Annotated in this window: 23 protein-coding genes and 1 other RNA gene; 9 read left to right on the forward strand and 15 right to left on the reverse strand. The window is 47.9% G+C overall.

Annotation, left to right across the window (positions count from 1 at the left end; all coding sequences use genetic code 11):
• The first annotated feature begins 98 nt into the window (after positions 1-98).
• Positions 99-770, forward strand: a complete 672-nt coding sequence (locus HMPREF1548_RS12600; protein ID WP_021636554.1) for a hypothetical protein — start codon at positions 99-101, stop codon at positions 768-770.
• Positions 757-1,059, forward strand: a complete 303-nt coding sequence (locus tag HMPREF1548_RS12605; RefSeq protein ID WP_021636555.1) for a transcriptional regulator — start codon at positions 757-759, stop codon at positions 1,057-1,059. Before HMPREF1548_RS12600 ends, HMPREF1548_RS12605 begins: the two co-directional genes overlap by 14 nt.
• 8 nt (positions 1,060-1,067) lie before the next feature.
• On the opposite strand, the gene HMPREF1548_RS12610 is transcribed toward HMPREF1548_RS12605, so the two are convergent.
• The 3 genes from HMPREF1548_RS12610 to HMPREF1548_RS12620 form a co-directional block, all read right to left on the reverse strand.
• Positions 1,068-2,378 (reverse strand): GHKL domain-containing protein, encoded by a 1,311-nt coding sequence (locus HMPREF1548_RS12610; RefSeq protein WP_021636556.1) that lies wholly within the window; start codon positions 2,376-2,378, stop codon positions 1,068-1,070.
• Positions 2,379-2,383: 5 nt separating this feature from the next.
• Complete coding sequence (locus HMPREF1548_RS12615) at positions 2,384-3,100, reverse strand: LytR/AlgR family response regulator transcription factor (protein ID WP_083492981.1); 717 nt, start codon at positions 3,098-3,100, stop codon at positions 2,384-2,386.
• 273 nt (positions 3,101-3,373) lie between these two features.
• Positions 3,374-3,910, reverse strand: a complete 537-nt coding sequence (locus HMPREF1548_RS12620; protein WP_035321977.1) for a hypothetical protein — start codon at positions 3,908-3,910, stop codon at positions 3,374-3,376.
• Positions 3,911-4,733: 823 nt separating this feature from the next.
• On the opposite strand from HMPREF1548_RS12620, the gene HMPREF1548_RS12625 reads away from it, so the two are divergent.
• Positions 4,734-7,112 carry an endonuclease MutS2 gene (locus HMPREF1548_RS12625; protein WP_021636562.1) on the forward strand — a complete coding sequence of 793 codons (2,379 nt, stop codon included), beginning with the start codon at positions 4,734-4,736 and terminating at the stop codon, positions 7,110-7,112.
• An 85-nt stretch (positions 7,113-7,197) separates the two neighbouring features.
• Positions 7,198-7,896, forward strand: coding sequence for a response regulator (locus HMPREF1548_RS12630; RefSeq protein WP_021636563.1), 699 nt, complete (start codon positions 7,198-7,200; stop codon positions 7,894-7,896).
• Between the two features lie 81 nt (positions 7,897-7,977).
• Here the strand turns inward: HMPREF1548_RS12630 and HMPREF1548_RS12635 are convergent, their stop codons facing one another.
• Positions 7,978-9,399: a sulfatase family protein gene (locus tag HMPREF1548_RS12635; protein ID WP_021636564.1), complete on the reverse strand. Its 1,422-nt coding sequence runs from the start codon at positions 9,397-9,399 to the stop codon at positions 7,978-7,980.
• Positions 9,400-9,434: 35 nt separating this feature from the next.
• Positions 9,435-10,541: an alkaline phosphatase family protein gene (locus HMPREF1548_RS12640; protein ID WP_021636565.1), complete on the reverse strand. Its 1,107-nt coding sequence runs from the start codon at positions 10,539-10,541 to the stop codon at positions 9,435-9,437.
• 221 nt (positions 10,542-10,762) lie between these two features.
• Between HMPREF1548_RS12640 and HMPREF1548_RS12645 the strand changes: the two genes are divergently transcribed.
• Positions 10,763-12,184 (forward strand): sensor histidine kinase, encoded by a 1,422-nt coding sequence (locus HMPREF1548_RS12645; protein ID WP_021636566.1) that lies wholly within the window; start codon positions 10,763-10,765, stop codon positions 12,182-12,184.
• 82 nt (positions 12,185-12,266) lie between these two features.
• Here HMPREF1548_RS12645 and HMPREF1548_RS12650 read toward each other — a convergent pair whose 3' ends face one another.
• Positions 12,267-12,761 carry an AAA family ATPase gene (locus tag HMPREF1548_RS12650; RefSeq protein ID WP_021636567.1) on the reverse strand — a complete coding sequence of 165 codons (495 nt, stop codon included), beginning with the start codon at positions 12,759-12,761 and terminating at the stop codon, positions 12,267-12,269.
• A gap of 265 nt (positions 12,762-13,026) precedes the next feature.
• On the opposite strand from HMPREF1548_RS12650, the gene HMPREF1548_RS12655 reads away from it, so the two are divergent.
• The 4 genes from HMPREF1548_RS12655 (at position 13,027) to HMPREF1548_RS12670 (ending at position 15,768) form a co-directional block, all read left to right on the forward strand.
• Positions 13,027-13,407 (forward strand): GntR family transcriptional regulator, encoded by a 381-nt coding sequence (locus HMPREF1548_RS12655; RefSeq protein ID WP_021636568.1) that lies wholly within the window; start codon positions 13,027-13,029, stop codon positions 13,405-13,407.
• Positions 13,408-13,533: 126 nt separating this feature from the next.
• A complete protein-coding gene (locus HMPREF1548_RS12660; RefSeq protein ID WP_021636569.1) occupies positions 13,534-14,397 on the forward strand; it encodes an ABC transporter ATP-binding protein in 864 nt (287 codons plus the stop codon).
• Positions 14,394-15,044, forward strand: a complete 651-nt coding sequence (locus HMPREF1548_RS12665; protein ID WP_021636570.1) for an ABC-2 transporter permease — start codon at positions 14,394-14,396, stop codon at positions 15,042-15,044. The genes HMPREF1548_RS12660 and HMPREF1548_RS12665 overlap by 4 nt, the downstream gene beginning before the upstream one ends.
• Positions 15,045-15,087: 43 nt before the next feature.
• Complete coding sequence (locus HMPREF1548_RS12670) at positions 15,088-15,768, forward strand: HAD family hydrolase (RefSeq protein WP_055725896.1); 681 nt, start codon at positions 15,088-15,090, stop codon at positions 15,766-15,768.
• Positions 15,769-15,868: 100 nt separating this feature from the next.
• On the opposite strand, the gene HMPREF1548_RS12675 is transcribed toward HMPREF1548_RS12670, so the two are convergent.
• From HMPREF1548_RS12675 to HMPREF1548_RS12710, 9 genes are all read right to left on the reverse strand, one after another.
• Positions 15,869-17,176, reverse strand: coding sequence for an MFS transporter (locus tag HMPREF1548_RS12675; protein ID WP_021636572.1), 1,308 nt, complete (start codon positions 17,174-17,176; stop codon positions 15,869-15,871).
• A 160-nt stretch (positions 17,177-17,336) separates the two neighbouring features.
• Positions 17,337-18,914 carry an IS1096 element passenger TnpR family protein gene (locus HMPREF1548_RS12680; protein ID WP_055725897.1) on the reverse strand — a complete coding sequence of 526 codons (1,578 nt, stop codon included), beginning with the start codon at positions 18,912-18,914 and terminating at the stop codon, positions 17,337-17,339.
• A gap of 215 nt (positions 18,915-19,129) precedes the next feature.
• Positions 19,130-20,053, reverse strand: coding sequence for a radical SAM protein (locus tag HMPREF1548_RS12685; protein WP_021636575.1), 924 nt, complete (start codon positions 20,051-20,053; stop codon positions 19,130-19,132).
• Positions 20,054-20,148: 95 nt separating this feature from the next.
• Complete coding sequence (locus HMPREF1548_RS12690) at positions 20,149-21,315, reverse strand: glycoside hydrolase family 18 protein (RefSeq protein ID WP_051358386.1); 1,167 nt, start codon at positions 21,313-21,315, stop codon at positions 20,149-20,151.
• 199 nt (positions 21,316-21,514) lie between these two features.
• The gene (locus HMPREF1548_RS12695; protein WP_021636578.1) at positions 21,515-22,030 is read right to left on the reverse strand and encodes a DUF6886 family protein; all 516 of its coding nucleotides are present in this window, start codon (positions 22,028-22,030) and stop codon (positions 21,515-21,517) included.
• A 143-nt stretch (positions 22,031-22,173) separates the two neighbouring features.
• Positions 22,174-22,435: signal recognition particle sRNA large type (ffs, locus tag HMPREF1548_RS28980), an RNA gene on the reverse strand.
• Between the two features lie 32 nt (positions 22,436-22,467).
• Positions 22,468-22,758 carry a GNAT family N-acetyltransferase gene (locus HMPREF1548_RS12700; RefSeq protein ID WP_021636579.1) on the reverse strand — a complete coding sequence of 97 codons (291 nt, stop codon included), beginning with the start codon at positions 22,756-22,758 and terminating at the stop codon, positions 22,468-22,470.
• A 27-nt stretch (positions 22,759-22,785) separates the two neighbouring features.
• Positions 22,786-23,550, reverse strand: coding sequence for a class I SAM-dependent methyltransferase (locus HMPREF1548_RS12705; protein ID WP_021636580.1), 765 nt, complete (start codon positions 23,548-23,550; stop codon positions 22,786-22,788).
• Positions 23,551-23,590: 40 nt separating this feature from the next.
• Complete coding sequence (locus HMPREF1548_RS12710; protein ID WP_021636581.1) at positions 23,591-24,385, reverse strand: polysaccharide deacetylase family protein; 795 nt, start codon at positions 24,383-24,385, stop codon at positions 23,591-23,593.
• Between the last annotated feature and the right edge of the window lie 38 nt (positions 24,386-24,423).

Below are 24,423 nucleotides of genomic sequence, written 5' to 3' on the forward strand. Positions count from 1 at the left end.
AATAAAACTGGCTTAATCAGCAGGCACTAAATAGTTATATATTGACTTTTTTGCAAACCAGTTTATAATATAAACCATAAAAGAAAAGGAGGCCGTGCATGGAAGAAAAAATCATATCAGCAATAGACGATCTCACCCTCATAAAGAATACTCTGGAAAATACCAAAACAAATTACCACGGAGTATATTCTATCTGTTTTATGCTTGGATGCTATTACACACTATTGTTTTTTGCAGGTCTTATTTCCGTATTTCATCCAACACTTATTAATATTTATGTAATTGCAGCTCCCATACTAACTTTACTCCTTTTTGTCGGCTACCTTTTAATATATCGTTCCGAAAGGAATTATACCAACAAATATTATTTGGGTCTGCTCAATACCTGGGGTATTTTCGTCATAGCAATCCCTGCGTTAACTATAGCAGTTGAAATTATTGAAAAATATATGTATCACAAAAGCAATTCCGCACAACTACCTATATTGTTTCAAATTCAACAGTTTTCTGAAGTACTGCTGTTTTCCATTTTTCTGATTATTTCTTCCTATATTATCGGCAGAAAATTTCTCAGGCTGGTTTCTGTTTTCCTGCTCTTCGCCTACCTGCTGCTTATTACCTGCTTCACCAATTCAGGTATTCCTCTACACCTACCAGCCTCAGAAAATGCATCCCTGAATTTTGTCAGTATTTATTACTTTTTTGCCATTTGTATCGGCTATATTCTATTAGGTCTTTTTTTAAGAGAGAAAACTCATGAAAATAAATGAAATCCCGGAAGCTTTTTGCTCCTCTCTGCGTCTTAAAATAATAAGCAGCCTGCTCACCTCCTCACGTTCTTTCATAGAACTTCTGGAACTAACACAGGCTACCCGCGGCAATCTAAGTGTCCAGCTTTCAAAGCTGGAAGACTGGAATTATATTTGTTCTGAAAAAGTAATCCTGAATAAAAAGACAAAAACTACTTATACAATTACCCCATTCGGTTTTAATCAATTTGAAGCATATATAATGGCATTACAGCAGATTCTGATATCTGCACAAAATTCTGATTCCTGAAATTACCTTCACACAAACAACATTACACTAACCCTGAACACCTCCCCTTCATAAGAGAATTCAAACGTCCCATTATACTTCTCCACCGAATTTCTGACGCTCTCCAGCCCAATCCCATGCAGCGCTTTATTTCTTTTCCGGCTCCGCAGCCTGTCCCCCTCCGCCTGAATACCGCGGCTGTAGGGATTGGATATCTTCAGGATGATTATGCTGTCCTTCTGAACCAGATAGAAATCTATCCTCCGCTCTTCCTCCGGGATCTTTTCGCACGCCTCAATGGCATTGTCCAGCAGATTAGCCAGAATCGTACACCAGTCCATATCCTCCACAGCATTCCGTCCCACCTCAAGCGCCTTCACATGCAGGCTGATGCCTGCCGCTTCCGCCCTTCTCACCTTGTCATTCATAATAATATTCACAATACGGCTGGCCGTATATCTTTTCTGCTCCAGCTCCCTGATCGGTTTCTGAATCTTGCTGATATACTGCCTTGCCGGCTCCGGATCAGCGTCTTCCATCAGTGCCGAAAGCACGGCAATGTGGTTTTTCATGTCATGATAAATCCGATCCCTCTGCTGATAAAGCACGATCATTTCCTGATAGCTTTTCTCCGCCATCTCGTTCCGGATACTGAAATTCTCCAGTTCATTCTTCTTTTCCATATACAGAATAAAAACAATCGTCAGAATAAGAACAAACAAAATCAGTAAAGGGAAAAACACAAAATAAATATCAATCCGCCTCTTTTTCACTACAGAAGAATAGAAAACCTGATCGCAATAAAGCAGTCCGATATGCTCCAACAAAACAAACACAGCGACCACCAGCTTGTACCGCACAAATATATTCCTGACAATCCCTTTATAATGGACGGCTGCCAGCACAGCCCCCAGCACCAGCAGCCTGCTCACCGTCATCACAAACAGTCTCTCCGGGTTCAGGACTTTCTGGATAACGGCGACAAAATCCTCATCCCCTGTCGCCAGCTGCCCCAGGTAACCGGATAATACATCCAGGAAATAAACCGTCTCAAAATACAGTGCCGTCGCCAGTAACCCCTTCCAGAATCCCGTCCTGAAAAAAGCCAGCGCCGCAATCGTTACTGCCAGGATACATGCAAGCATAAAATAACGGGAATACATGGCGGTATCCTCCCGCTGCCATACCGTCAGTCCCGACAATACCACTATCATTATGCCAAGCAGCACGCTGTTCCACATTTTCTCGCTGCGTCTCTCAAAAAACATAAGAAAAATATAAAACACACCGCACATTTCAGCGGCAGTAAGCAGCCACTGTGCAAGCCTCATTCCTATCATAACCCTTATATCCTGTCCTTCCAAAAATGAAGAAGCATCCTCTTCACCGTTTTCAAATAGGTTCTCCCCACAGGCAGCACATCACCGTTTCTCATGGTAAGATCCCGATCCGCCAGCCTGAGTATATGTTCTATATTAACAACAAATCCCCTTTCAATAAACATAAAATTTTCCGAATCCAGTTCCTCACAAACTACCCGAAGCGGTTTTCTCACATGTACCTGCCTGTCCTGCAGTACGAGGACGGTATACTTTTTCTCTCTGTACAGATAGATAATCTCATCATACTCTACACGTTCGAATCTGGAGGGCGTCTCTATCAAATAGGCTTTCTTTTTCTTCTTTTTATATTCATCCAGGAAACGCTGCAGAGCAGGCCTGATTTTTTCCCCGGCCAGGCTCTTTGGCAGGTAGGCAAACGCCTTTACCTCATAGCCCTCCATTGCCAGCTCCGTATGGGAGGTCAGAAAAATAAGGCAGGCCTCCGGGGAATGCTCCCGTATTTTCTCCGCCAGTTCAAAGCCGTTCATTCCCGGCATTTCCACATCCAGAAAATAAACGTCCGAATCCCTTCCCTCTTTTAAATCATATATTACCATTTCCGGGCTGCTATAAAGCCGCAGCTCATGCATTCTGTTATTTGCATGGAAAAACTCTCTCACATATCTGCTGCATATAATATGAAAATTAGTATCATCATCTACCAGGGCTATCCTTATCAAATTCTCTTCCCCCTCTTTTGCGGTCTGTATCTGCGCCGTACCGCTCCTTTTCACAGCTGTCCGGCGCTTTCGCGATTATAGTTTTCTACATTTTATCAGTAAAATGCATCATATTTGTTACATCTGACCCTAAAATGCAGCTTTTTGGTCGCAAAAAGCAAAAAAAGGCAACAGTTCAGGACTGTCTGCACTGTTGCGGAAAAAGGCCGCCGTCTTAACAATTTTTTAATCGTTAAACGGCAGCCTCTGTCACTGGCGTATGGAAATTAATTATCAGGGATTTTCCTTTGTTCCCTCCGTGAAGATTTTATAATGCATTGTACCGGCAGGTGCTCCATCAAAATAGATGTATAAATACCCGTCCACCCCTTTTTTTGAAATATCAAAGGTAATCTGATAATCTGCCTCTGCGGATTTGTCAGCACTAGCCGAAATATCCAGAATCTGTGCCCATGAATCCACCTGAGAATTAACGCTGCGCAATGTTGAACACACTGCTGCAATCTTCTGATGATTTTGATCATATATGCTATGAGTGAACGTCCTTAATGTTTCCTGTTCCGGTATTGTTGGAGTATTTATAAACGCCTGCGAATAACAGGTTTCTGCTTCAAATGCTGTGCCCACAGGCCTTCCGTCAACAGCAGCTGTCCTTGTTTCAATAATTAGCCCTAACTCATCATTTACAAGAATATCTACGTACCCAAAATTAGGACACGGCGGCGTTTTTGCTGCGGATACAGGAATAGACATTGCTACTCCCAATAACATTACAGTGAATACGGATACTATTATCTTTTTTATTCTCATTAGTTTCTCCATCATAATAAAAAATAACTTCATAAAAAACTGCGGCACCTCTTGTTCATTAATCTTTTCAATCCGTAGTTTTATAATAAATTTCTATACCTGCTGTATAATAGAATATTTTATAAATATTTCTTTATGCACCTATAAACTGATATTGAAATTAACGCTATTGGCAGACACCAGACTAATCCATGATAATATGCGATTGAGGAATTAGCTTTTAATAAAAGTATTATTATTATTTCTAAAGTGGCTGCTGATAGGTAAATGCTATTAGATATTTTTATATCATCCATTATGTCCCCCTATATTTCACGCTTTTATATCATTATAAAAGATAAATATTATTATTGTTACATTTATCCTAAAAAGACCAATTTTGTCCTCCAATTAGCTTTCTTAAAAGAAAACGTACCACTCCTTTTGATAAACCCAAGGATATATTTTTGTTAACAACATCCGAACCCCTCCTCCGTTTTACATTCCCATTGGCTCGGACCACTTTCATGCACAGTTTCCCAGCCCCCTCACAGTTACTTATTTCTGCATTTTCACACTAAAATACATTCCTTTCGCCATATCTGAATCTAAAATGCAGTTTCACGGTTAATAAAGACAATTCTTTTTCCTTCATTCCGCACTTTTCCGCTATTGGATCTCGCCTCCCGCCATGCTATAATGTCGGTAACCCGTTAAATGCCGCAGACAGCAGGGCTGCGCCATACCGGTTCCCACAAGGCACCATTGCCAATGCATACCTACTATCGGCAGCGATGACCCGCCGCTGCCCTCTTTCATGAAAAAGGAGTAATATTACCAGAAAATGAACGCAAAAGTATTAAAGACGCTTGAATATAACAAAATTATCGCCCGCCTCACCGAGCATGCGACCTCCGACCCGGGACGCAAGCTTTGCCGCGAGCTGACACCTATGACGGAGCTGGACGACATCCGTGCCGCCCAGAGGGAAACAGGAGACGCCCTCACCCGTCTTTTCAAAAAAGGCAGCATCTCCTTCGGCAACAACCGGGAGCTGGGCATGAGCCTGAAATCCCTGGAAATCGGCGCTACGTTGTCCGCGCCGGAGCTTCTGCGCATCGCAGGGCTATTGGAGAATGCAGGACGGGTTAAGGCCTACGGACGCCAGGAAAGGGAGGACATGGAGGAGGATTCCCTCACCCCTCTTTTTCAGGGCATCGAACCGCTGACCCTTGTTTCCAACGAAATCTACCGCTGCATCCTTTCCGAAGAGGAAATCAGCGACGACGCCAGCCCCGGCCTGAAGCATGTGCGCCGCAGCATGGCGGTTACCACGGACCGCATCCATTCCCAGCTGTCCGGCATGGTTAACGGCTCCCTGCATTCCTACCTGCAGGATGCCCTGATTACTTCCAGAAACGGACGCTACTGTATCCCGGTCAAGGCTGAATACCGGAGCCAGGTGCCGGGCATGATCCACGATCAGTCCTCCACCGGAAGCACCCTTTTCATTGAGCCCGCTGCGGTGGTTAACCTGAACAACCAGATGCGCGAGCTAGAAATCAAAGAACAGGAAGAAATAGAAAAGGTTCTGGCCGCTCTCAGCGCCCAGGTTGCCGACCACGCAGAGGATATTGCGGAAAACCAGAAAATCCTTACGCGCCTGGACTTTGTTTTTGCCAAGGCATCCCTTGCCCTGGAACAGAATGCCACGGAGCCTGTCTTTAACAACGAACACATAATCAATATCAGAGGGGCAAGACATCCCCTCCTGGATAAAAAAACCACGGTGCCCATCGATATCCGCCTGGGAAGGGATTATGACCTGCTCATCATCACCGGCCCCAATACCGGCGGTAAGACGGTATCCCTGAAAACAACGGGGCTTTTCTGCCTGATGGGGCAGGCCGGCCTTCATATTCCCGCCCTGGACCGTTCGGAGCTTTCCATTTTCCATGAGGTCTATGCAGACATCGGGGATGAGCAGAGCATTGAGCAGAGCCTGAGTACCTTCTCCTCTCATATGACCTCCATCGTCTCCATCCTGAAAAATGCAGACGCCGATTCCCTCTGTCTTTTTGATGAGCTGGGCGCCGGCACCGACCCTACCGAGGGAGCGGCGCTTGCTATCGCCATCCTGAATTACCTGCATGACAGGGGCATCCGCACCATGGCCACCACCCACTACAGCGAGCTGAAGGTCTATGCCCTTTCCACCTCCTTTGTGGAAAACGCCTGCTGCGAGTTCGACGTGGAATCCCTGCGTCCCACTTACCGTCTTCTCATCGGCATTCCCGGCAAGAGCAACGCCTTTGCCATCTCTTCCAGGCTGGGGCTTTCCGACGAAATTATCGATGCCGCGCGCACACAGATCAGCGCGGAGGATAAAAGCTTTGAAGATTTGCTTACCGATTTGGAGCAAAGCCGTGTTACAATAGAGAAGGAACAGCAGGAAATCGCCGCTTATAAGCGGGAAGTAGAAGCGCTGAAGAAGCAGCTGGAAGCCAAACAGGAAAAAATCGACCAGGCTAAGGAACGGATTTTACGCGAAGCCAACGAACAGGCCCGCGAAATCCTCCAGGATGCCAAAAATACAGCGGACGAAACCATCCGCGCCTTCCAGAAGGCCGGTCCCGGCGCTTCCATGAAGGATCTGGAAAAAGCAAGGGAAAAGCTGCGCGGGAAAATCTCCGACAAAAATGAAAAGCTGGCCGTTAAAAACGATCAGCCCGCGACAGCCGGCCTGAAGCCCTCCCAGTTAAAGCTGGGTGAAACCGTGCGCATCGTATCCATGGGGCTGAAGGGAACCGTGAGCACGCTTCCCGACAATAAAGGCAATCTGTTCGTACAGTGCGGCATTATCCGCACCCAGACAAATATACGCGATCTGGTCCTTGTCCAGGAAAAAGATGCCGCAACCACAGCCAAAGGCGCGCGTACCGGCTCCGGCAAAATCCGTATGTCCAAATCCCTCTCCGTTTCCGCGGAGATCAACCTTCTGGGCAAAACAGTGGACGAAGCCATGTCCGTTCTCGACAAATATCTGGATGACGCCTATCTGGCCCACCTGCCCAGTGTGCGCATTGTACACGGCAAGGGGACGGGCGCGTTAAGAAGCGCAGTACAGAACCACCTGCGCAGGGTGAAATATGTGAAATCCTACCGCCTGGGTGAATACGGCGAAGGAGACGCAGGTGTCACCATAGTAGAATTTAAATCCTGAGCCTGCTTTCATAAGGATTCCGGCGGCCCGGCCGCCGGGGCCTGTGAAAGCATGCCCACTTGTCACAGCAAAGGAGACTAACCACATGGTAAATAAACAGAAAATTCTGATTGTGGACGACGACAACAATATTGCGGAGCTGATCTCTTTGTACCTCACTAAGGAATGCTTTGAAACCATGATTGTGGGGGATGGGGAATCCGCCCTTTCCGCAGTGGACAGCTTTACCCCCAACCTGATCCTGCTGGATCTGATGCTCCCTGGCATCGACGGCTATCAGGTTTGCCGCGAGGTACGGAGCAAATCCAATATTCCCATCATCATGCTTTCCGCCAAGGGCGAGATTTTTGACAAGGTGCTGGGGCTGGAGCTGGGCGCCGACGATTACATGGAAAAGCCCTTCGACTCCAAGGAGCTGGTGGCCCGCGTCAAAGCCGTGCTGCGCCGTTATAAGGCGGCTCCCGCAGCGGCGGAGCCCACGGGCATCAAGTGTGTGGAATACCCGGATCTCACCATCAACCAGACCAACTATTCCGTCATCTACATGGGAAAATCCGTGGAAATGCCGCCTAAGGAGCTGGAGCTTCTTTATTTCCTCGCTTCCTCTCCCAATCATGTTTTTACCAGGGAACAGCTTCTGGATCAGATATGGGGCTATGAATACATCGGCGATACCCGTACCGTGGATGTACATATCAAGCGGCTGAGAGAGAAAATAAAGGACCATGAGTCCTGGAGAATCGCTACGATTTGGGGGATTGGGTATAAATTTGAGGTAAGATAACAAAAACCGGCGGAGGCTGATATGGCTCTTGTCAAGCAGACAAGTATCATATCAGCCTCCGCCGGTTTTTGACCGCTGTTTTTATGGCAGCACATGGGGCATAAAATGGCTTATCATTCGTTCCATCAGCCGCGCCTTATCCCCGTCAAGCTCCGGATTGTCCATCTGATTCTCAAACTCCTCCGGATCACTGCGCAAATCCAGGAACTCCCGGTGATTATGTCCGTCTTTTTGCACATGGACATATTTGCAGCTGCCATCGGTTACTGCGCAGAAGCCCTCGGATTCGCTGAAGGTATACGCCGGATATTCCGTTCTCTCCTGCAGCGCCCGGCCGTCACACGCAACAGGCTGCGCGCCCCCGGCCGCCAGGCACGTAGGGAGGATATCCGTCAGATTGACCATCCCCCTGCAGACAGCAGGCTCACTCTGTCCCGGGAAACGCACCAGCAGTGGGATCCGCCATACATCATCATACGCACAATCATGTTTCCCCCAGACACCATGGTTTCCCAGCATTTCTCCATGATCGGCGGTAAAAATCACAAGCGCATTTTCGCCGTAGCGTTTTTTCACTGCCTCCAATATCTTTCCCACCTCATCGTCAATCAGCGCGATATTGGCGTAATAGCTGATCTGCAGCCGTTTCCAGTAATCCTCCGTATAATTCCGGCAGGCGTGCCCCGGCGCAGTGCCGCATCCGTCGATATGCCCGCCGCCGAAGTAGCTGTCATGATGGATTCTTGCGGCATCCTCCAATTCCCCCTCCCTGCGGCGGCAGGAAGGAAGTCCGTCCTGATTGACTCTCCCGTAATACTCCTGCGGCGCATCAAACGGATAATGCGGCCCGCTGAAGGATATCCAGGTAAACTGCGGCTTTTCCCCGGAAGAAACCGCTTCTATAAAACGCGCCCCATGATCGCCCACCCAAGCGTCGGGATGCCACTGAACCGGTCCCGGAAAAGGAAATACCTTGCCCAGACTGTCATTCCATGTACAGTCACGATACTCCTTCAGATACCCGGCCCGATCCAGTTCCTTACTGTAATCGTCATAATACCAGACCGATACCTGTTTATCATCCTGCAGCTCCAGATGCTCAATGCCAAGCGACATATAATATTCCTTAAAATCATCATAAGGCAGCGTACGGTCCGGTTTTGTCTCATCATAAGGAACCGGTGCGAAATGGCATTTTCCTATCATCGAGGTGGCATATCCCGCCTTCCTCAGCTCCGTAAAAATATTCGGCAGGTTCTGATTCAGCGGACACCTGCGGAAATTGCTGTAGGCCCCGCTGTTATGCGGATACAGCCCTGTCAGCATGGAACAGCGCGCAGGCAGGCACAACGGGCTCACCGTATAGCAGTTTTCATACTTTGTCCCCTGATGCATCAGACTGTCTATGTTCGGTGTATCCACCGCGGTCCCCCCATAGCAGCTTAACGTATCCAAGCGCATTTCATCACAGGTAATAAAAATAATTGCAGGTTTTTCAGACATACTTTAACTCTCCTTATCCCCAATTAAGAGAAGGTTCAATTCTCAATGATAATCAACGGAATTTCCATCTCCGCATCTGTCATTCCGGCATGTACACCGATTAAATTATCAGCCTCTTCCTTTGTACAGCAAATGGTTAAGTCACTTACTGCTATCGCAAGGTAATCCCCTAACATGTCCCTAAAAGAAGGATGCTCTGTATCTGGTCCGAACAATTGCCTTTGAATTACTTCTTCCTTTGACATCAATAAAAATTTCTCCCCAAACTCTTTTTGAAACTCACTGAGAAATTGTTCTTTTTTCTCCTGTCTGACAAAGAGATTCAAGGCTCTCGGTTCAATCGATGGCAACCTGACAAGGCATTCCTGAATCTTTGGGTAAGCTCCGATTGCAACACATTTCGAATCCATATGTCCATGATCCGCAGTAATTATAAACAGTGTTTTATCAAGCCCGCTGCACATTTTTTCTACCCTGGACTCAATATCTTGAAGGAGTTGCTTTGATTCTTCGCTATAGCATCCCTTTCTATGCATCGTAGTATCCGGCTCACTCCAATAACTATAGATAAATTTTTTGCCGGGCTGACTGCACAAATCAGCAATGCGGTTGGTGATATCTTCAAATGTCCGCGGATATGGAGCAAGAAAAGGAAGAACGTAATGCGCTGTTTCTTTCCCGCATATTCTATTGATTTTTTGAACAATGTCTTCATATCCGCAATATCTGAATGCAACATTATAATCAGCCGCAGACAGACCTGTTTCCATCTCCTTATTCAAAAAAACAGTTACATTCTTGTTTATCTGCGGGAAATAACAATCCCAGCCAAGCCAGCCGTGTTCACATGGATTCATTCCACTAAGCATAGAAGTCGTTGCCGCCACTGTCGTCGGCGGAAATGTAGAACTATATACCGCTTCCAAATGACTTTGAAAGAAACCTTCCTTATCCAGGTTCCCGTCAATTATACATTTTCCCATGCCATCTAATAAAAGTACAACGACATTATCATATTCTTTTTTCAGATAAGAATCTAACAAACTGCTTGTTTTTCGTCCTTCCTCATATCCAAAATATTTCAGTATAGAATTTGGGATGTTTGTAATGCAATTATTGTAATCCGGAAATTTGACTTTCATTTTTTCCCTCCCCCAATTTAGATGTTGATTTGTATACCTATATTATAGAATAGAATACTTTTTAATACCACAAATTCAGGGCAAATCCGCAAATCCCGCAAAGGGGATTACAAGGCAGGGCAAATATGGTAAGATAGTATAAGGTTTGGTAATTGCGAGGCTGCTGAACAATTACCAGGTCTGTATAATAGAAATGACATTATGAAAACTGAGGTGGACCAATGAGAAAGACCCTCTATTTAAAATTCCTGCTGGCATATCTGATTTTCGGCTTCTTCGGCTTCATCGTCGTCGCCTCCTTCGGATCCAGCATGACCCTGGAGCATATGAAAAGAGAAAAAGCGGATACGCTGTATAAGGAAGCAACACTCATTGCCAACACCTACGCATCGGATCTGTACAATAATGAAGCATCCCTGGAAACGGTAAAAACACAGCTGGATTCCCTGTCCGTCTACCTGGATTCCACCATATGGATTATCAATCCCTCCGGCCGTATGATTATGGACACCGCCACCCCGGTGGATTTGGATCACCCACGCATCATCGAGGGCTTCAACGCTACGGAAACCGCCGGCTCCTACTATACCATCGGAACCTTTTATGACAGCTTTGAAGGGGAAATGCTGAGCGTTTATGCGCCCATCACCTCCAATTTCAAGGTCCGGGGCTATGTGGTCATCCATACCGCCATGGCTTCGCTGCGTTCCACCAGCGAAAGCCTGCTCAGTATTTCCTATATTATCCTGGTCATCCTGTTCCTGCTGTCCCTGATCATCCTTATCTTTTTTACGGAAATGGTTTACCTGCCGCTGCGCAAAATTACGGAGGCGACAGAACAGTATGCCGCAGGCAACCTGCACTATGAATTCCAGGTGGACAGTGAAGACGAAATCGGCTACCTGGCCGCCTCCCTTTCCTACATGGCCAGTGAAATCGCCCGCGGAGAGGACAACCAGAAAAAATTCATCGCCAATGTTTCCCACGACTTCCGCTCCCCCCTGACCTCAATCAAGGGTTATCTGGAAGCCATGCTGGACGGGACCATCCCGCCTGAGCTTCATGAAAAATACCTGAACATCGTGCTAAACGAAACCGAACGGCTCACCAAGCTCACCAACAGCCTGCTCACCCTGAACAACCTGAACACCAAGGGCATGGTTCTGGAAAAATCGGATTTTGATGTTAACTCCATCATCCGCAATACAGCGGCTTCCTTTGAGGGCACCTGCCAGCAGAAGCATATCGCCATTGAGCTTGTCCTTACCGGCGAACAGCTTCCCGTGCACGCGGATATGGGCAAAATACAGCAGGTACTCTACAACCTGATGGACAATGCCATCAAATTTTCCCATTCCGATTCCGTTATCAAGATTGAAACCACAGAAAAAAGGAACAAGGTATTCGTCTCCGTAAAGGACAGTGGCATCGGCATTCCCAAGGACAGCCTGAAGCTGATCTGGGACCGTTTCTATAAAACGGATCTTTCCCGGGGCAAGGATAAGAAGGGCACCGGCCTTGGGCTCTCCATCACGAGGGAAATTATCCAGGCGCATAATGAAAATATCAATGTTATCAGTACCGAGGGCGTGGGAACGGAATTTATTTTCAGCCTGCCGCTTTCGGAGGAAGATGATGATTAAAAAACGGCATGGCGCAGGCTGCTGCATTTATATTGTCATGTCGGGAAAATGCTATCGTTGTAGTTTGCAGTCCGTAATCTGCTTATTTTATATAGTCATTCACTTCTCTCCTGCTGTGTAAAATTATGGTCTTATCCGGATATTTCCCTAACTTTTCATATATCCGGGGAAGATTTTTATCCTGGAATTTATCTGTCCACTTCAGCAGGGCCACGAGCGAAGAAAGCGTTTCTTTCTTCGCCCGCTCCATTCCAAGCTTTCTCTTAACAAAACGGCGGATTATGCGAAAACGGTAAACTCTTTTCGGAATATCTAAAAGAATAATTACATCCGCATCACGGAAGCTGCCATCAAGCCAGTCATAAAACACGCCTTCTATAATCCAATCATTTTTCCGGAGGATATCTTCCAGCATTAGATTTCTTTTTTCATCAGGCATTTTTACCCCATACCTATCGGATGAATTGTCCCAGAATATATCATCCAAATCAAAGTGCGGGATATTATACTTTTCAGATAATCTTTTTGCCAGATATGATTTTCCCGTTCCGCTGCATCCAATAATGTGTATTTTCACTTCTTTTCTCCCTTAGCCATGATTTTACTAAATATAACAGTTTCATCCCGTCTGAATTGTTACTATTATATCATTATTTGAAATTGTTCTGTACCCTCACAGCAACCATTATTTTTCTGTCTACACTATGGAACCCTGTTTTCCCGTTTATATTGCGATACTATTTTTCTTCTTATATTGTAAAAACCCTATTGACATCCCGCATATAGTGTTTTATAGTGTACTTGTACGATAAGTACACTATAAAACACTCCGGAGGGGTTTTGTGGAAATAATAATCAGTAACAACTCCAGCAAGCCCATATATGAACAGATTACCACACAGATAAAGGCAATGATTATCACCGGCCAGCTGCAGGCAGGGGAGCCGATCCCTTCCATGCGGGCATTGGCAAAATCGCTGCATATCAGTGTTATCACTGTTCAGAAGGCTTATGAGGATCTGCAGAGAGACGGATTTATCGAAACAACTGTCGGACGCGGCAGCTTCGTATCCGCTGCAAACAGGGATTTGTTCCAGGAGGAACAGCAGCGCAAAATAGAAGAACATCTGCAGGAGGCCGTTGAAATGGCACGCGGCTGCGGAATTTCCCTGGATAAGCTGACAGAGCTGATCGCTCTGTTCTATGAGGACACAGAAAACTGACTTTGTTTTAAGGAGACAGAAAGCAGACACCGGCCTTCCCTCTGTGGCAGCATGCCGTCTGGGACGGGCAGGCAAAGTCTCTTCCTGATTATATTTGCGTCTTAAAGTACGCGGACGGGAGTTTATATGGAACCTGCATTACAAATCAATGGCCTGACAAAAGAATATCCCGGCTTTAAGCTGGATCATGTATCCTTCACACTGCCCTGCGGAACCATCATGGGACTGATCGGGGAGAACGGCGCGGGCAAAAGCACCACCATCAATGCCGTGCTCGACCTGATCCGGAAGGATGACGGAAATATTTTATTCTGGGGCAAAGAGCTTTCCCACAATCCCAGGCAGCTGAAGGAAGATATCGGCGTTGTGTTTGACGGCATTAACTTTTATGAAACCCTCACCCCCGTCAAGGTGGGCAAAATCTCTGCTACCGCTTACCGCCAGTGGGACCCGGCTGCCTATAAGGGCTTTCTGGACCAGTTCCAGCTACCTGCAGACAAGGAAATCAAAACCTTTTCCAAGGGCATGAAAATGAAGCTTTCCATTGCAGCCGCCCTTTCCCACCATCCAAAGCTGCTTATCCTGGACGAAGCCACCAGCGGACTGGATCCGGTAATGCGCGACGATATCCTGGATGTTTTCCTGGATTTTATCCAGGATGAGACACATTCCATCCTGATGTCCTCCCACATCACAACGGATCTGGAAAAGGTTGCCGACTACATCACCTTTATCCACCAGGGAAAAATCGTTTTCAGCAAGCCCAAGGACGAGCTGATCTACAACTACGGCATTCTCCGCTGCGGCGCGGAGGATTTTCACAGGCTGGATCCCGCTGACATCCTGGCCTGGCGTAAAAATGACTACCAGTGGGACGTACTCGTGGAAGACAAGAATAAGGCAATGTCCCGCTACCGGAGCATCGTAATTGACAATCCTTCCATTGATGACATTCTTCTGCTTTATGTAAAGGGGGAACAGGTGAAATGAAAAGTATGATATTAAAGGATATCTATAATATTACCCACAATATGCGCTCGCTTGGGCTGCTCCTGGTGATGTTCGTTTTTATTATGCTCCCCCAGGGCGGAGCGCCCAGCTATATCACTACTTCCTGTGTGCTTTGCAGCATGATGGTCATTACCACCTTCTCCTTTGATAACATGTCAAAATGGGAAAAATACGCGCTTGTCATGCCTGTTACAAAACAGGATCTGGTTGCCGCCAAGTTTATTGTCCTCCTTATTTTCACCGCCTTCGGCGCAGTATCCGGCCTGGTTCTGGGAATTATCGGCGGGCTTATCCTCGGCAGCTTCCACCCGGCAGATCCTACGGAATGGCTCACTACTGCTGCCGTGGCCGGCGCAGGCATATGCGCGGGAATTTTTTTCGGAAGCATCGTCATTCCCCTGCTTTTCAGGTTCGGCGCGGAAAAGGCCCGAATCCTTTCTATAGTGGCTTTTCTGATTCCTGTTACCCTTGGCCTGCTTGTATTTAAGCTGCTTTCCATGGGCGGCGTGGTAATTACGGACAAATTGGCATTTACAGGCCTGTGCATTGCGCCTTTCCTTGTGGTTATCTGGACATTCTTGATGTTTTGGATCAGCTGCAGGGTGTTTGTGAAACAGGAAATATAGCTAAAGTACATCCAAAGCCTGATACAAGATGAGAGGTATCTCCATGAAAAAAGCCTTATTCTGGGATTTTGACGGCACTCTGATTCATCCCAACGAATCATTTTTAGACGCCATGCATACCGCGCTATCAAAACACAACTTTATGGTTTCCCCGGATGAAATCAGAGCCTTCCTGCGGACGGCATGCTCCTGGTATACACCCGAAGCTGCATATACTGATAAAACCGGAGAACAGTGGTGGACTGCCTTTTATGACAGGTTTTCCTTATTTTATAAAAAATTGGGCGTACCCCAAGCCAAAGAAATGATTATAAATAATCATTTCAGACAGCAAATACTGGACAGCGGAAACTATACCCTTTACGATGACGCTGTCCCTGTATTAAAGCGGTGCATTGATATGGGCTATAAAAATTATATTTTGTCTAATAATTATCCCGAACTTTCTTCTGTAGCAAAGGAACTGGGATTATCCACGTATATTTCAGGCTATTTTGTATCGTCCCTCATCGGTTATGAAAAGCCCCGGATTGAACTTTTCCGGTACGCTCTGCATGTCGCGGGCTCTCCTGATTACAGTTGTATGATTGGAGATAATCCAGTCGCTGATATCCAGGGCGGAAAGGCCGCCGGCATGAATACCATCCTTGTACACCAAAATGGTGATGGTTCAGCCAGATGCCAGTGCCATACGTTGTCTGAAATTCCTTCCCTGCTTATATAACCCTGACACAAAAACGCATTGATTGAATATCCCTTTTTTATACAAAAAAAGCAGGGAAGAAAACAGATACTGTTTTCCCCCTGCATCTTATAAAGTGCTGTCACTCCAGCCCTTCCTCCAGCTTCCGTATTTCCCTGTTGCAATACCAGTAAAGGCTTGACGTTGCTCCAAGCACGCCGGTGCACAGGAACATCAGCGCCATTCCGCTTCCGCTCCCTGTCCCAACCAGCCTGCCAAGCAGCTGTGCCGCAGCCGATCCCCCCTGCATGAACGGTTCAAATACATAGTCGGCCAGCCAGCCTCCCAGCAGAAGGCCCGCCGGGATGCTGCAATACTGCAGCGCATTTCTTGCTGCAAAAATTCTTCCCTGTATCTCCCGGGGAACCCGGTGATACAGAATAATACGCTGTCCCGCGGCTACAAAGGGAATAGGAACGCTTGCCGCAAGCCCTGCCAGGCACCAGCTCCAGGCACCCCTGCCCATGCCGATCCCAAAATCCCCGAACAGGAAGGAAAAAGCGGCGGACAGATAGATCATCCTCACCGGTCTTCCCTTTATCTTCCCGGTTGCAACCAAAAGGCCGCCCGCGATCCCTCCCATGCCCATCACACTGCTCACCAGCCCCATAATCTGCTCATTTCCCCCGCTCCTTGCAAGAAGCATGGGCGACAGAATATTTTCATAGGTCAGCCGGGAAAAGAAATTAATCAACGCCATGCTGAAGATCATAAATCCCAGGCCCTTTTCCTTTTTCAGGAAACCAATCCCTTCCTTCAGACCGGCAAAGGGCTTCTCTTTCTTCTTTTCCCTGCTGCACTCCTCCGGAATCCGGACGAAAAAGAGCAGGACACAGAACGCAAAAACAAAAGAACCAAGATCCGCGAGAATTACGCCCTCCAACCCCCAGAAGGAGCTGACGGAAGCCGCCAGCACCGGTGTCACCACCGTCAGCAGGTTGGAAGAAAAGGAATCCATCCCGCTTGCCCTCGCATACAGCTCCTTGGGCACCAGCATCCCGACTGCCACGGACTGCGCCGGAAACTGAAACGCATTCATAAAGCCTGTTACCGCATTCACCACGTAAATATAACGGATATCCAGCCTGCCGTTAATCAACAGCATCCAGACAAATACAGTGCACACAGCCGCGGCGGAATCCGCCGCCAGCATAATCGTCTTTTTCCGGTGCCGGTCAATAAATGAACCTGCAAAAAGACTGACAAGAATGTAAGGCACATAAGAACAAAAGGTCATCAGGGATACCGCCATTGCGGAATCCGTCTGTTTGTAAGCCCAGATTATCAGGGCAAAACCCGTCATGGCGCTTCCCAGCTGGGAAACGGACTGGCTGAGCCAGAATATAATATAGTACGTAAATCCCGATTTATTATTTGTGAGCTGTTTCATTGGTTTTTCTCCTTATAGTTTTTTTCTTCCTATAAGTACAAAATCCAATGAGGGCGGAATTACCTTTTTACTCTCATCCTCTGTACAAGCTCCGCCCGTTCATTGAACCTTGTACAGAGAAAAACATCCATGATTATTTCCTCATGCCGAGTCATGCTCTCTATTCCTCCATCATTTTTCCATATTCCTTCATAGAGTAACCCTTCAGAACCGCCGACGGGCATTCCTCCAGCACCGCTTCCACCATTTCCCTGAATCTGTGTGTCATCCGGATATCATTATCCCTGAGCATATCTCCGCACTCAGCGATAAAATTCTCAATATCAACGCCCAGCATACCTTCATGCAAAAGCTCGGATACCAGGAACATACATTCCTCTTCTTCCACTTCTTTTACATCCAGAAGATAGTCCATCAACTCCTTCATAGATGGAATCAAGGATATAATTCCTCCCTGTTCAAGCGCCTTCCTCTCCTGCGTGGTGAACTCCCTGTAATCCTTAATTTCATCGAATTCCGCTCTCTGCGACAGCACCCATTCGGCGTCCTCTTCCTCCAGGATGGAGACATAAATAATTTCATCTCCCTCCATCTTCAGCACAGTGATGTTGTCCCAACAAGCATTTGGCACCAAAACTTTGTCATAGAACTCTTCCATCTCCATGCTGCAGCCGGTATAGGAATTGAGCAGCGGCAGAAGCTTCTCCGCTTCCATCACCCCATACATATTCAGGAACCTTTTCATGTTGGACTCCAGCTTTACAATCACTTCGATCTGCTGCCTTCTATCCTTTTGCGAACAAATTTCCGCACATTTTCCGGCTTCCGGCGTCAGCCTGATAACTCCCTCATCAAAATCCTCCAAATCCGCAAGCCCGCAGGCAAAATAAACATCCAGTTCCCCCAGCATACCCAGGCAGTCTGCCAACGTAACCTTCTTTCCCTCCGTAAGCCGGACCAGAAATTCCATGCTTTCTCCGGTAAGCAGCCCGAGTAACGGCTCCATATCCTTATTCAGCTCCTCTGCCAGGGCCGCAGCATAAACAGGGACCTTGCGTTTTCCCTTGGGGACCGGGGGCAGCGCTATCCCCATCCTGCCCATCAGAGCCTCCAGCTCCTCCTTGCTCTTCTGCTTCAGCAGCTTTTCCATGGTTTTGTTCGTGGGCAGCACTTCTACCGGAGACATGATATCCAGATCGTCTTCCTCATCCCAGTCCTCTCCAAGGAAAAAATCCCGCAGGATATTATCCTCAAAGGGCGCATCTTCCGCCTCCTCCGCAAAATCCTCCGGAGCGTCTTCCCAGTCATCCTCTTCATCCCAGCCGTCTTCTTCTTCATAAGCAGGGTACTGTTCCAGTACGCCTTTTCCTTCCAGCTGGCGCGTCCTCGCTTTTTTCTCCGTATCCTCCATCTTTACTAACGTCACATCAAACATCCAGTCATCGCCGAAATCATACAAATAAAGCCAGGTTTCCTTCAGCTTCCAGCCCAGCCCTGAAAGGGTTTCTTGATCCGCCCTTCTTCCTTCTTCATCATAGGGCGAATAGTAACCGTCTTTGTCATATGGCTTCCTGTTTCTGCTGAACATATACAGATGCTCTGCCGTAAAATCAAAGGCCCGGAGTATGGCGCTGTGCAGATCATCCAGCGTCTTGCCGCTGTCAATCTGAATCAGCCTGTATATATTGGAATCCTCCTGCGGTTTTACCTTAAATGTATAAGCTTTTGTTTCCCCCATAGACTTTTCCTCTCTGTGCATTTTTCCGTTGTTACATACCTTCATCATAACCCACCCTGAGCCATGATACAATTCTTTTTTCCAGGCCGCCGGCACGTTTTCTCACGGTCTGCGCAGAAAATGGACGGCCCTGTCTGAACCATAACATGTAAGTTCCATGTTTTTCTTTAAAAACCGGCCATTCCCATCATTTAGAAAAAAGGCCTGTGACACGCTCACAGGCCTTCTCCATCAAACTCCGGTATAAAGCTTTCCTCCGCGGTTTCCCCTTCCTGGATAAAACCGTTTTCCACACCCAGCTCAAGGGCGAAATCCACCACCCTGTCGTACTCCCTTCTGCTCACACGCCTGTTCAACTCCGGGAACTCCGGAAATTCACCAATCGGAGTATACTGGTTCATAATGCTGATAAAAATGCGGTCCCCATAGGTCTGATACAGATACCGGATCACCTTTTTGGAATCCGCCGTACAGCCGGGCAGCACCAGATGCCGCACAATGACTCCCTTTTTCATCAGCCCCGTATTGCCGTCAAAAACCGGCTCTCCCACCTGCCTTACCATTTCCTCCACCGCCAGGGAGGCCGTTTCGAAATAATCGGGTGCGTGTGAATATCTCTGCGCCAGCGCAGGGGAGACATATTTCATGTCCGGCAGATAAATATCCACCAGGCCGTCCATCCGTTTCAGCGTATCCGCCTTCTCATAGCTTCCGGTATTGTAAACCACCGGGATGCGCAGCCCTGCCTCCTTTGCCCGTTCCAGCGCCAACGCAATCTGGGGGACGAAATGGGTGGGCGTCACCAGATTGATATTATTGGCTTTCTTCTCCTGCAGCTCCAGGAAAATGTCCGCAAGCCTTTCCACCGTAATTTCCCTGCCGGCCCTGCTCTCGGCAATATTCCTGTTCTGACAGAACACACACCGGAGCACACAGCCGCTGAAAAAAACAGTACCTGAACCGTTATCTCCTGAAATACACGGCTCCTCCCAAAAATGCAGCGCCGCCCTGGCGGCTTTTATTTCCGCGGTCTGCCCGCAATAGCCCGTTTTTCCGCCAAGCCTGTCGGCATGGCAGTTTCTTGGGCACAGCGTACAGTCCGACATGATTTTTATGTAATCCGCTTCCTCTTTTTTCATCGTCCGTTCCTTTCCTGCTGCTTCTTACTATACGTAATGGGACGATGTTTTGCAAGTGCTTTAACATAACATATACCGTTGTCAGTTCCTGATAATTATTTCCCGTTCACTCCTGCATAAACGCTCTCCAGCAGTTCCCCTCCCGTATCCTGCGACAGCTCCCAGATCCCGGCGCCTGCCAGTCCCAGTTTCCGGGCCAGCATGACTTTAGCGCCTACAGACCGGGTATCCTCGTAGGAAAGGAAGGCTGCGTTTCCATATAAATATGGTACAAATGCTTCTTCATGATAGAAGGAGCGAAAACCGGGGCGGTTCAGGTAATTATTTTTTACCGCATCGTAGGTGACCGCACGGGCGGAAGAAAAGGCGCTGTACCTGCCGTTGTTATTTTCCGAAACACCCTCATAAAGATAGCCGTAAAAAGGGATTCCCAGAACCAGCTTGCCTGCTGGAATTCCTGCATTCAGGTACGCGGATATCCCCTCAAATACACTGTTTTTATACTGGGGGCTGTATTCTGACGGACTGTATAGGGGCGCGCCGAAATCCGACCGGCTGTCCCACGGCCCATGCATATCATAGGTCATAACAAAAATATGATCCACCAGCTCCGCCACCTTGCCCGCTTCAATTTTCTTCAGATAGTTGGGATTGGCCGCCCCGGCAATTGTCAGATAATATTGTTTGCCGTCAATCAGGCTCTGTTCATTCAGCTTCTGCCGGATTGCGGAAAGAAGCAGCGTAAAGTTCCCTGTATCTCCGGAGCTGGACAGATTCCCGGTCTTTCCGCCGGACACCGGATATTCCCAGTCCAGATCAACCCCGTCAAAACCGTGGGCCACAAGAAAGGCCCGGCAGCTTTCGGCGAAGCTGTTCCTGCTCTCCTCAGTGGCAGCAACAGCGCTGAAATAAACAGAATCATCCCAGCCCCCTACGGATATCAGGGTTTTCAGTCCGGGATTTGCCGCCTTTAAGCTGCGGAGCTGCTCAAAATTCTTAAGATCCCTTTGTGGATTGGCAAGGGCGATGCTGTTGGCAGCCGGATCAATTCCGGCAAATGCGTAATTCAGGTGGGTCAGCTTCTGTGCCGGAACGTGCAGCGGCGTATAGCCCTTAGCCGAAGCCCAGGAGGTATAATAGCCCACAACCGTCTTTTCCAGAGGTTCACTCACCGGCGCAGCCTGCGCAGAAAGGCCCATAATTCCTGCAAACGCGGAAACAACCATGGATGTGATGAGAGAATATAAAATAATTTTTTTCAATGTACTATTCCTTTCTGTGCGTTTTATGTAATAAGATCTGCTCCGGGCAGTATCTTTTTTCCTAACAGTTCAGAAAGAGCTGAGCTGTTACCCTTTTTCATTATAAAGTAAACGCACGGAAAGAAACAATGCACAAAATATGGCAGATGTGGGCGCTTTTTAAGAGCTTTCATCAATTATGGGGGCTGTTTCCCTCCCGCTACGGCTGTGCATACCCCATTCTGCAGAGCGACCAGTTAAGGGTTGACGCCTTCACCTCCCCGGCGGCCTCCCACAACCGAGCCGTAAATCTGACCTCAACACCCCGATCTATCAGCGCCTGAAGGGGATTTTTAATTTCATATTCTGCGACAGGTATCTGAACCGAACTGGAAACATAATACCCTGCAATATCATCCTGGAGCGTAAATTCACCCGGATTAAATTCATACAGATGCAGAACCGTATCCAGCATGGCAGGAAACCACCTGTGCTCCAGTATTACCACATGAGAAACCCCCGGGGAGGAAAAAAATCTCTTCCTGTCCTCCTCCGTCGTATTCTCCCCTACATGATAGGTAACTCTCGGACAATCCCGGGGCGTCAGAAAATTGGGCAGCCTTTTTTCATCAATCGCCCACACCAGCCCCACCGTCTGATCCAGATCCTTTCTTAAAGGTATCCGCGGTTCAAAAACCCTGATACCGCTCTCCTCACTTACATGAAACAGCCTCATATCCGCTCCTTTCTCCTGAAGGCACAACCTGCCCGCATGATAGCCCCGAGTACCGTATCAAAAAAAGTGCCGGACCATCTCATTTCCACGAAATAATCCAACACCTTCCATTTTCAAAAATCATTCAGAATATAAATCAAAGACCGTGCGTCCTGCTTCGAACACAAACCCATATGCGTTACCTTTACAGTTAACTCCGCCAGGCACCCTCACGGCACACGGAAAATTCTGCTTAGTGCTGCTTTGTTCCCAACCTGACACGGTTCGCAGACATCCGTTGCGTAAGACCCAAACTTCAACGCCACTTATAAAGGGCAGCCACACAGGCACAAGCCCTCGGCCGGACATCACCCCTGCTATAGCGGATTTCAGGTACAGGAGACCGCTAATCCCCCGGCTGCACGGTTTAATTAGTATACTTTTTTTTTAACGCTTTGTCAATCCTTTGTGCTTTTTTCCAGCGTTTTTTCCAGCGGAATTCTCGTATAATATTCTTTTTCATCCGAATGATGGATGTATGCGCCGTTTTTTTCCTGCACACGCAGGGAGGCCGGATTGTCCTTGTGCAAGGACAGATAAAGCTCATCCTCTGCTACCAGATCCCGGGCTTTTTCGATTGTCAGCACCAGGCCCTTTGTCGCATAGCCCCTGCCTCTGTATTTCTCCCGTATTCCGTAACCGATATGGCCGCCTCCGCTGCGCAGCGCATCATTCAGATAATGCCGCACCCGGAACAGGCTTTCCTGTCCGTTTTTTCAAGGCTTAACCGCCCTTGTCGCCATATACTGCGGCGCAAATTTCCTGATTTCCATCCCGTTCTCCCGATCTTTGTCCTCATACAGATCCGTAAGCCGGAAACCGGCCTTCAGCTGGCCGCCCAGCTGCTCCTCCATGCTGTGGCTGAACTGAATGCCTTCATAATTCTGCGCCATCCTCTCAAACCTCTCCCGTGGCATTTTCAGCGGATTAAAGGGCAGAGGATTCACAACAAGCAGCGGATTGTCATCCTCAAACAGGAAATTCAGTCCGTTGTCAAAGCCGGCCAGGAGAACACCGCCGCTTTTCAGCACCCGGAAGCATTCATTCCATACGTGATAAACATCCTCCACGTAGCAATTGGAAACGGGATGGAAAATAATATCAAAGCTCCCATCCTCAAAAGGAAGGCGCTGCGTCATATCCCCTTTGATAATGGAAATGGCATATCCTTCCCTGCGCGCCACCTTTCTTTCGGCCTCCAGCTGTCTGTCCGAATAATCCAAAATGGTGCATTCCGCCCCCAGCCTGGTAAATATGGGCATCTGCTGTCCGCCTCCGCTGGCAAGCCCCAGCAGCTTCTTTCCCTTAAGCTCACCAAACCACTCATGCGGCACCGTAATGCACGGAGTCAGATACACACCCCAGTTTTCTTCCGTAACCGCTTCAAATTCCTCATGGGTGACAGGCAGTGACCAGTCACAGCCATTCTCTGCCCAGACATCCCAGGTCCTGGAATTGATTTCCGTATACTTATCCCCCATGGCTTACTTATTTTCCCCCTTTATCCACAATATCCTGATGTTAAAATTCCAGCAGGGTGCCGCCCTGAATTTCTTTTTTCTCCCCATTCACTTCAATCCAGACGGATGCGGCGGAAGGATTGTACACCATATTCCCGGCAGCGCCAAACTGCAGCCGTCCCGCCGCCTCCATATAGTCCACAATTTCAATATTGGTGGCATACCAGATATCATCCCTGCCGCCGCAGTTCCTGCAGAACTCCTCCATCACATCCCAATTGCCGTAAATATTAAATTCATAGCTGTGTCCCCACACATACATCATATACAGATATTGGGTCTTATGTAAAGACACAAATTCCTTTCCCAGCTCCAACAGATTGTGGTTGTAATGGCAGGTAGCCTTCCACCGCAGGAAATCCTCCGGCATGGCAAAAGCTCCCGTTTCCTCCACTGTCCTGGAGTAGCGGATTCCCAGGGCTGGCAGGGCCTTCACGATCTCATCCGAAAAAGAACCGTTGGGATAAGAAAGCCCCCTCACCGGATATCCCACCGCGGCCTCCAGGCTTCTGCGATCCTCCAGGATCTGCTCAACCACCTGCTCCATGGGGCATCTGGCAATTGTCGGATGGGTGCAGGTATGGCAGGATACCTCATGCCCCCGGTACAGCTCCCGATATTCCGAAACGGGAACTCTTGTTTCTGCCGCAATCCCCGAATTTACATGAAAAGTCCCCCGGATGCCGTAGCGGTTAAACATATCCACCAGCTGTCTGTCCTCCACACGGCCGTCGTCAAAGCTCATGGTCAGTACCTTATGCTTTCCCTCCGGAAAACAGATATAAATATTCCTCATATTACTCCTCTCCGCGCATCAGAAGCACGCTTACAAAT

It is taken from the genome of Clostridium sp. KLE 1755, from assembly GCF_000466465.2.
Classification (GTDB): Bacteria; Bacillota; Clostridia; order Lachnospirales; family Lachnospiraceae; genus Eisenbergiella; species Eisenbergiella porci.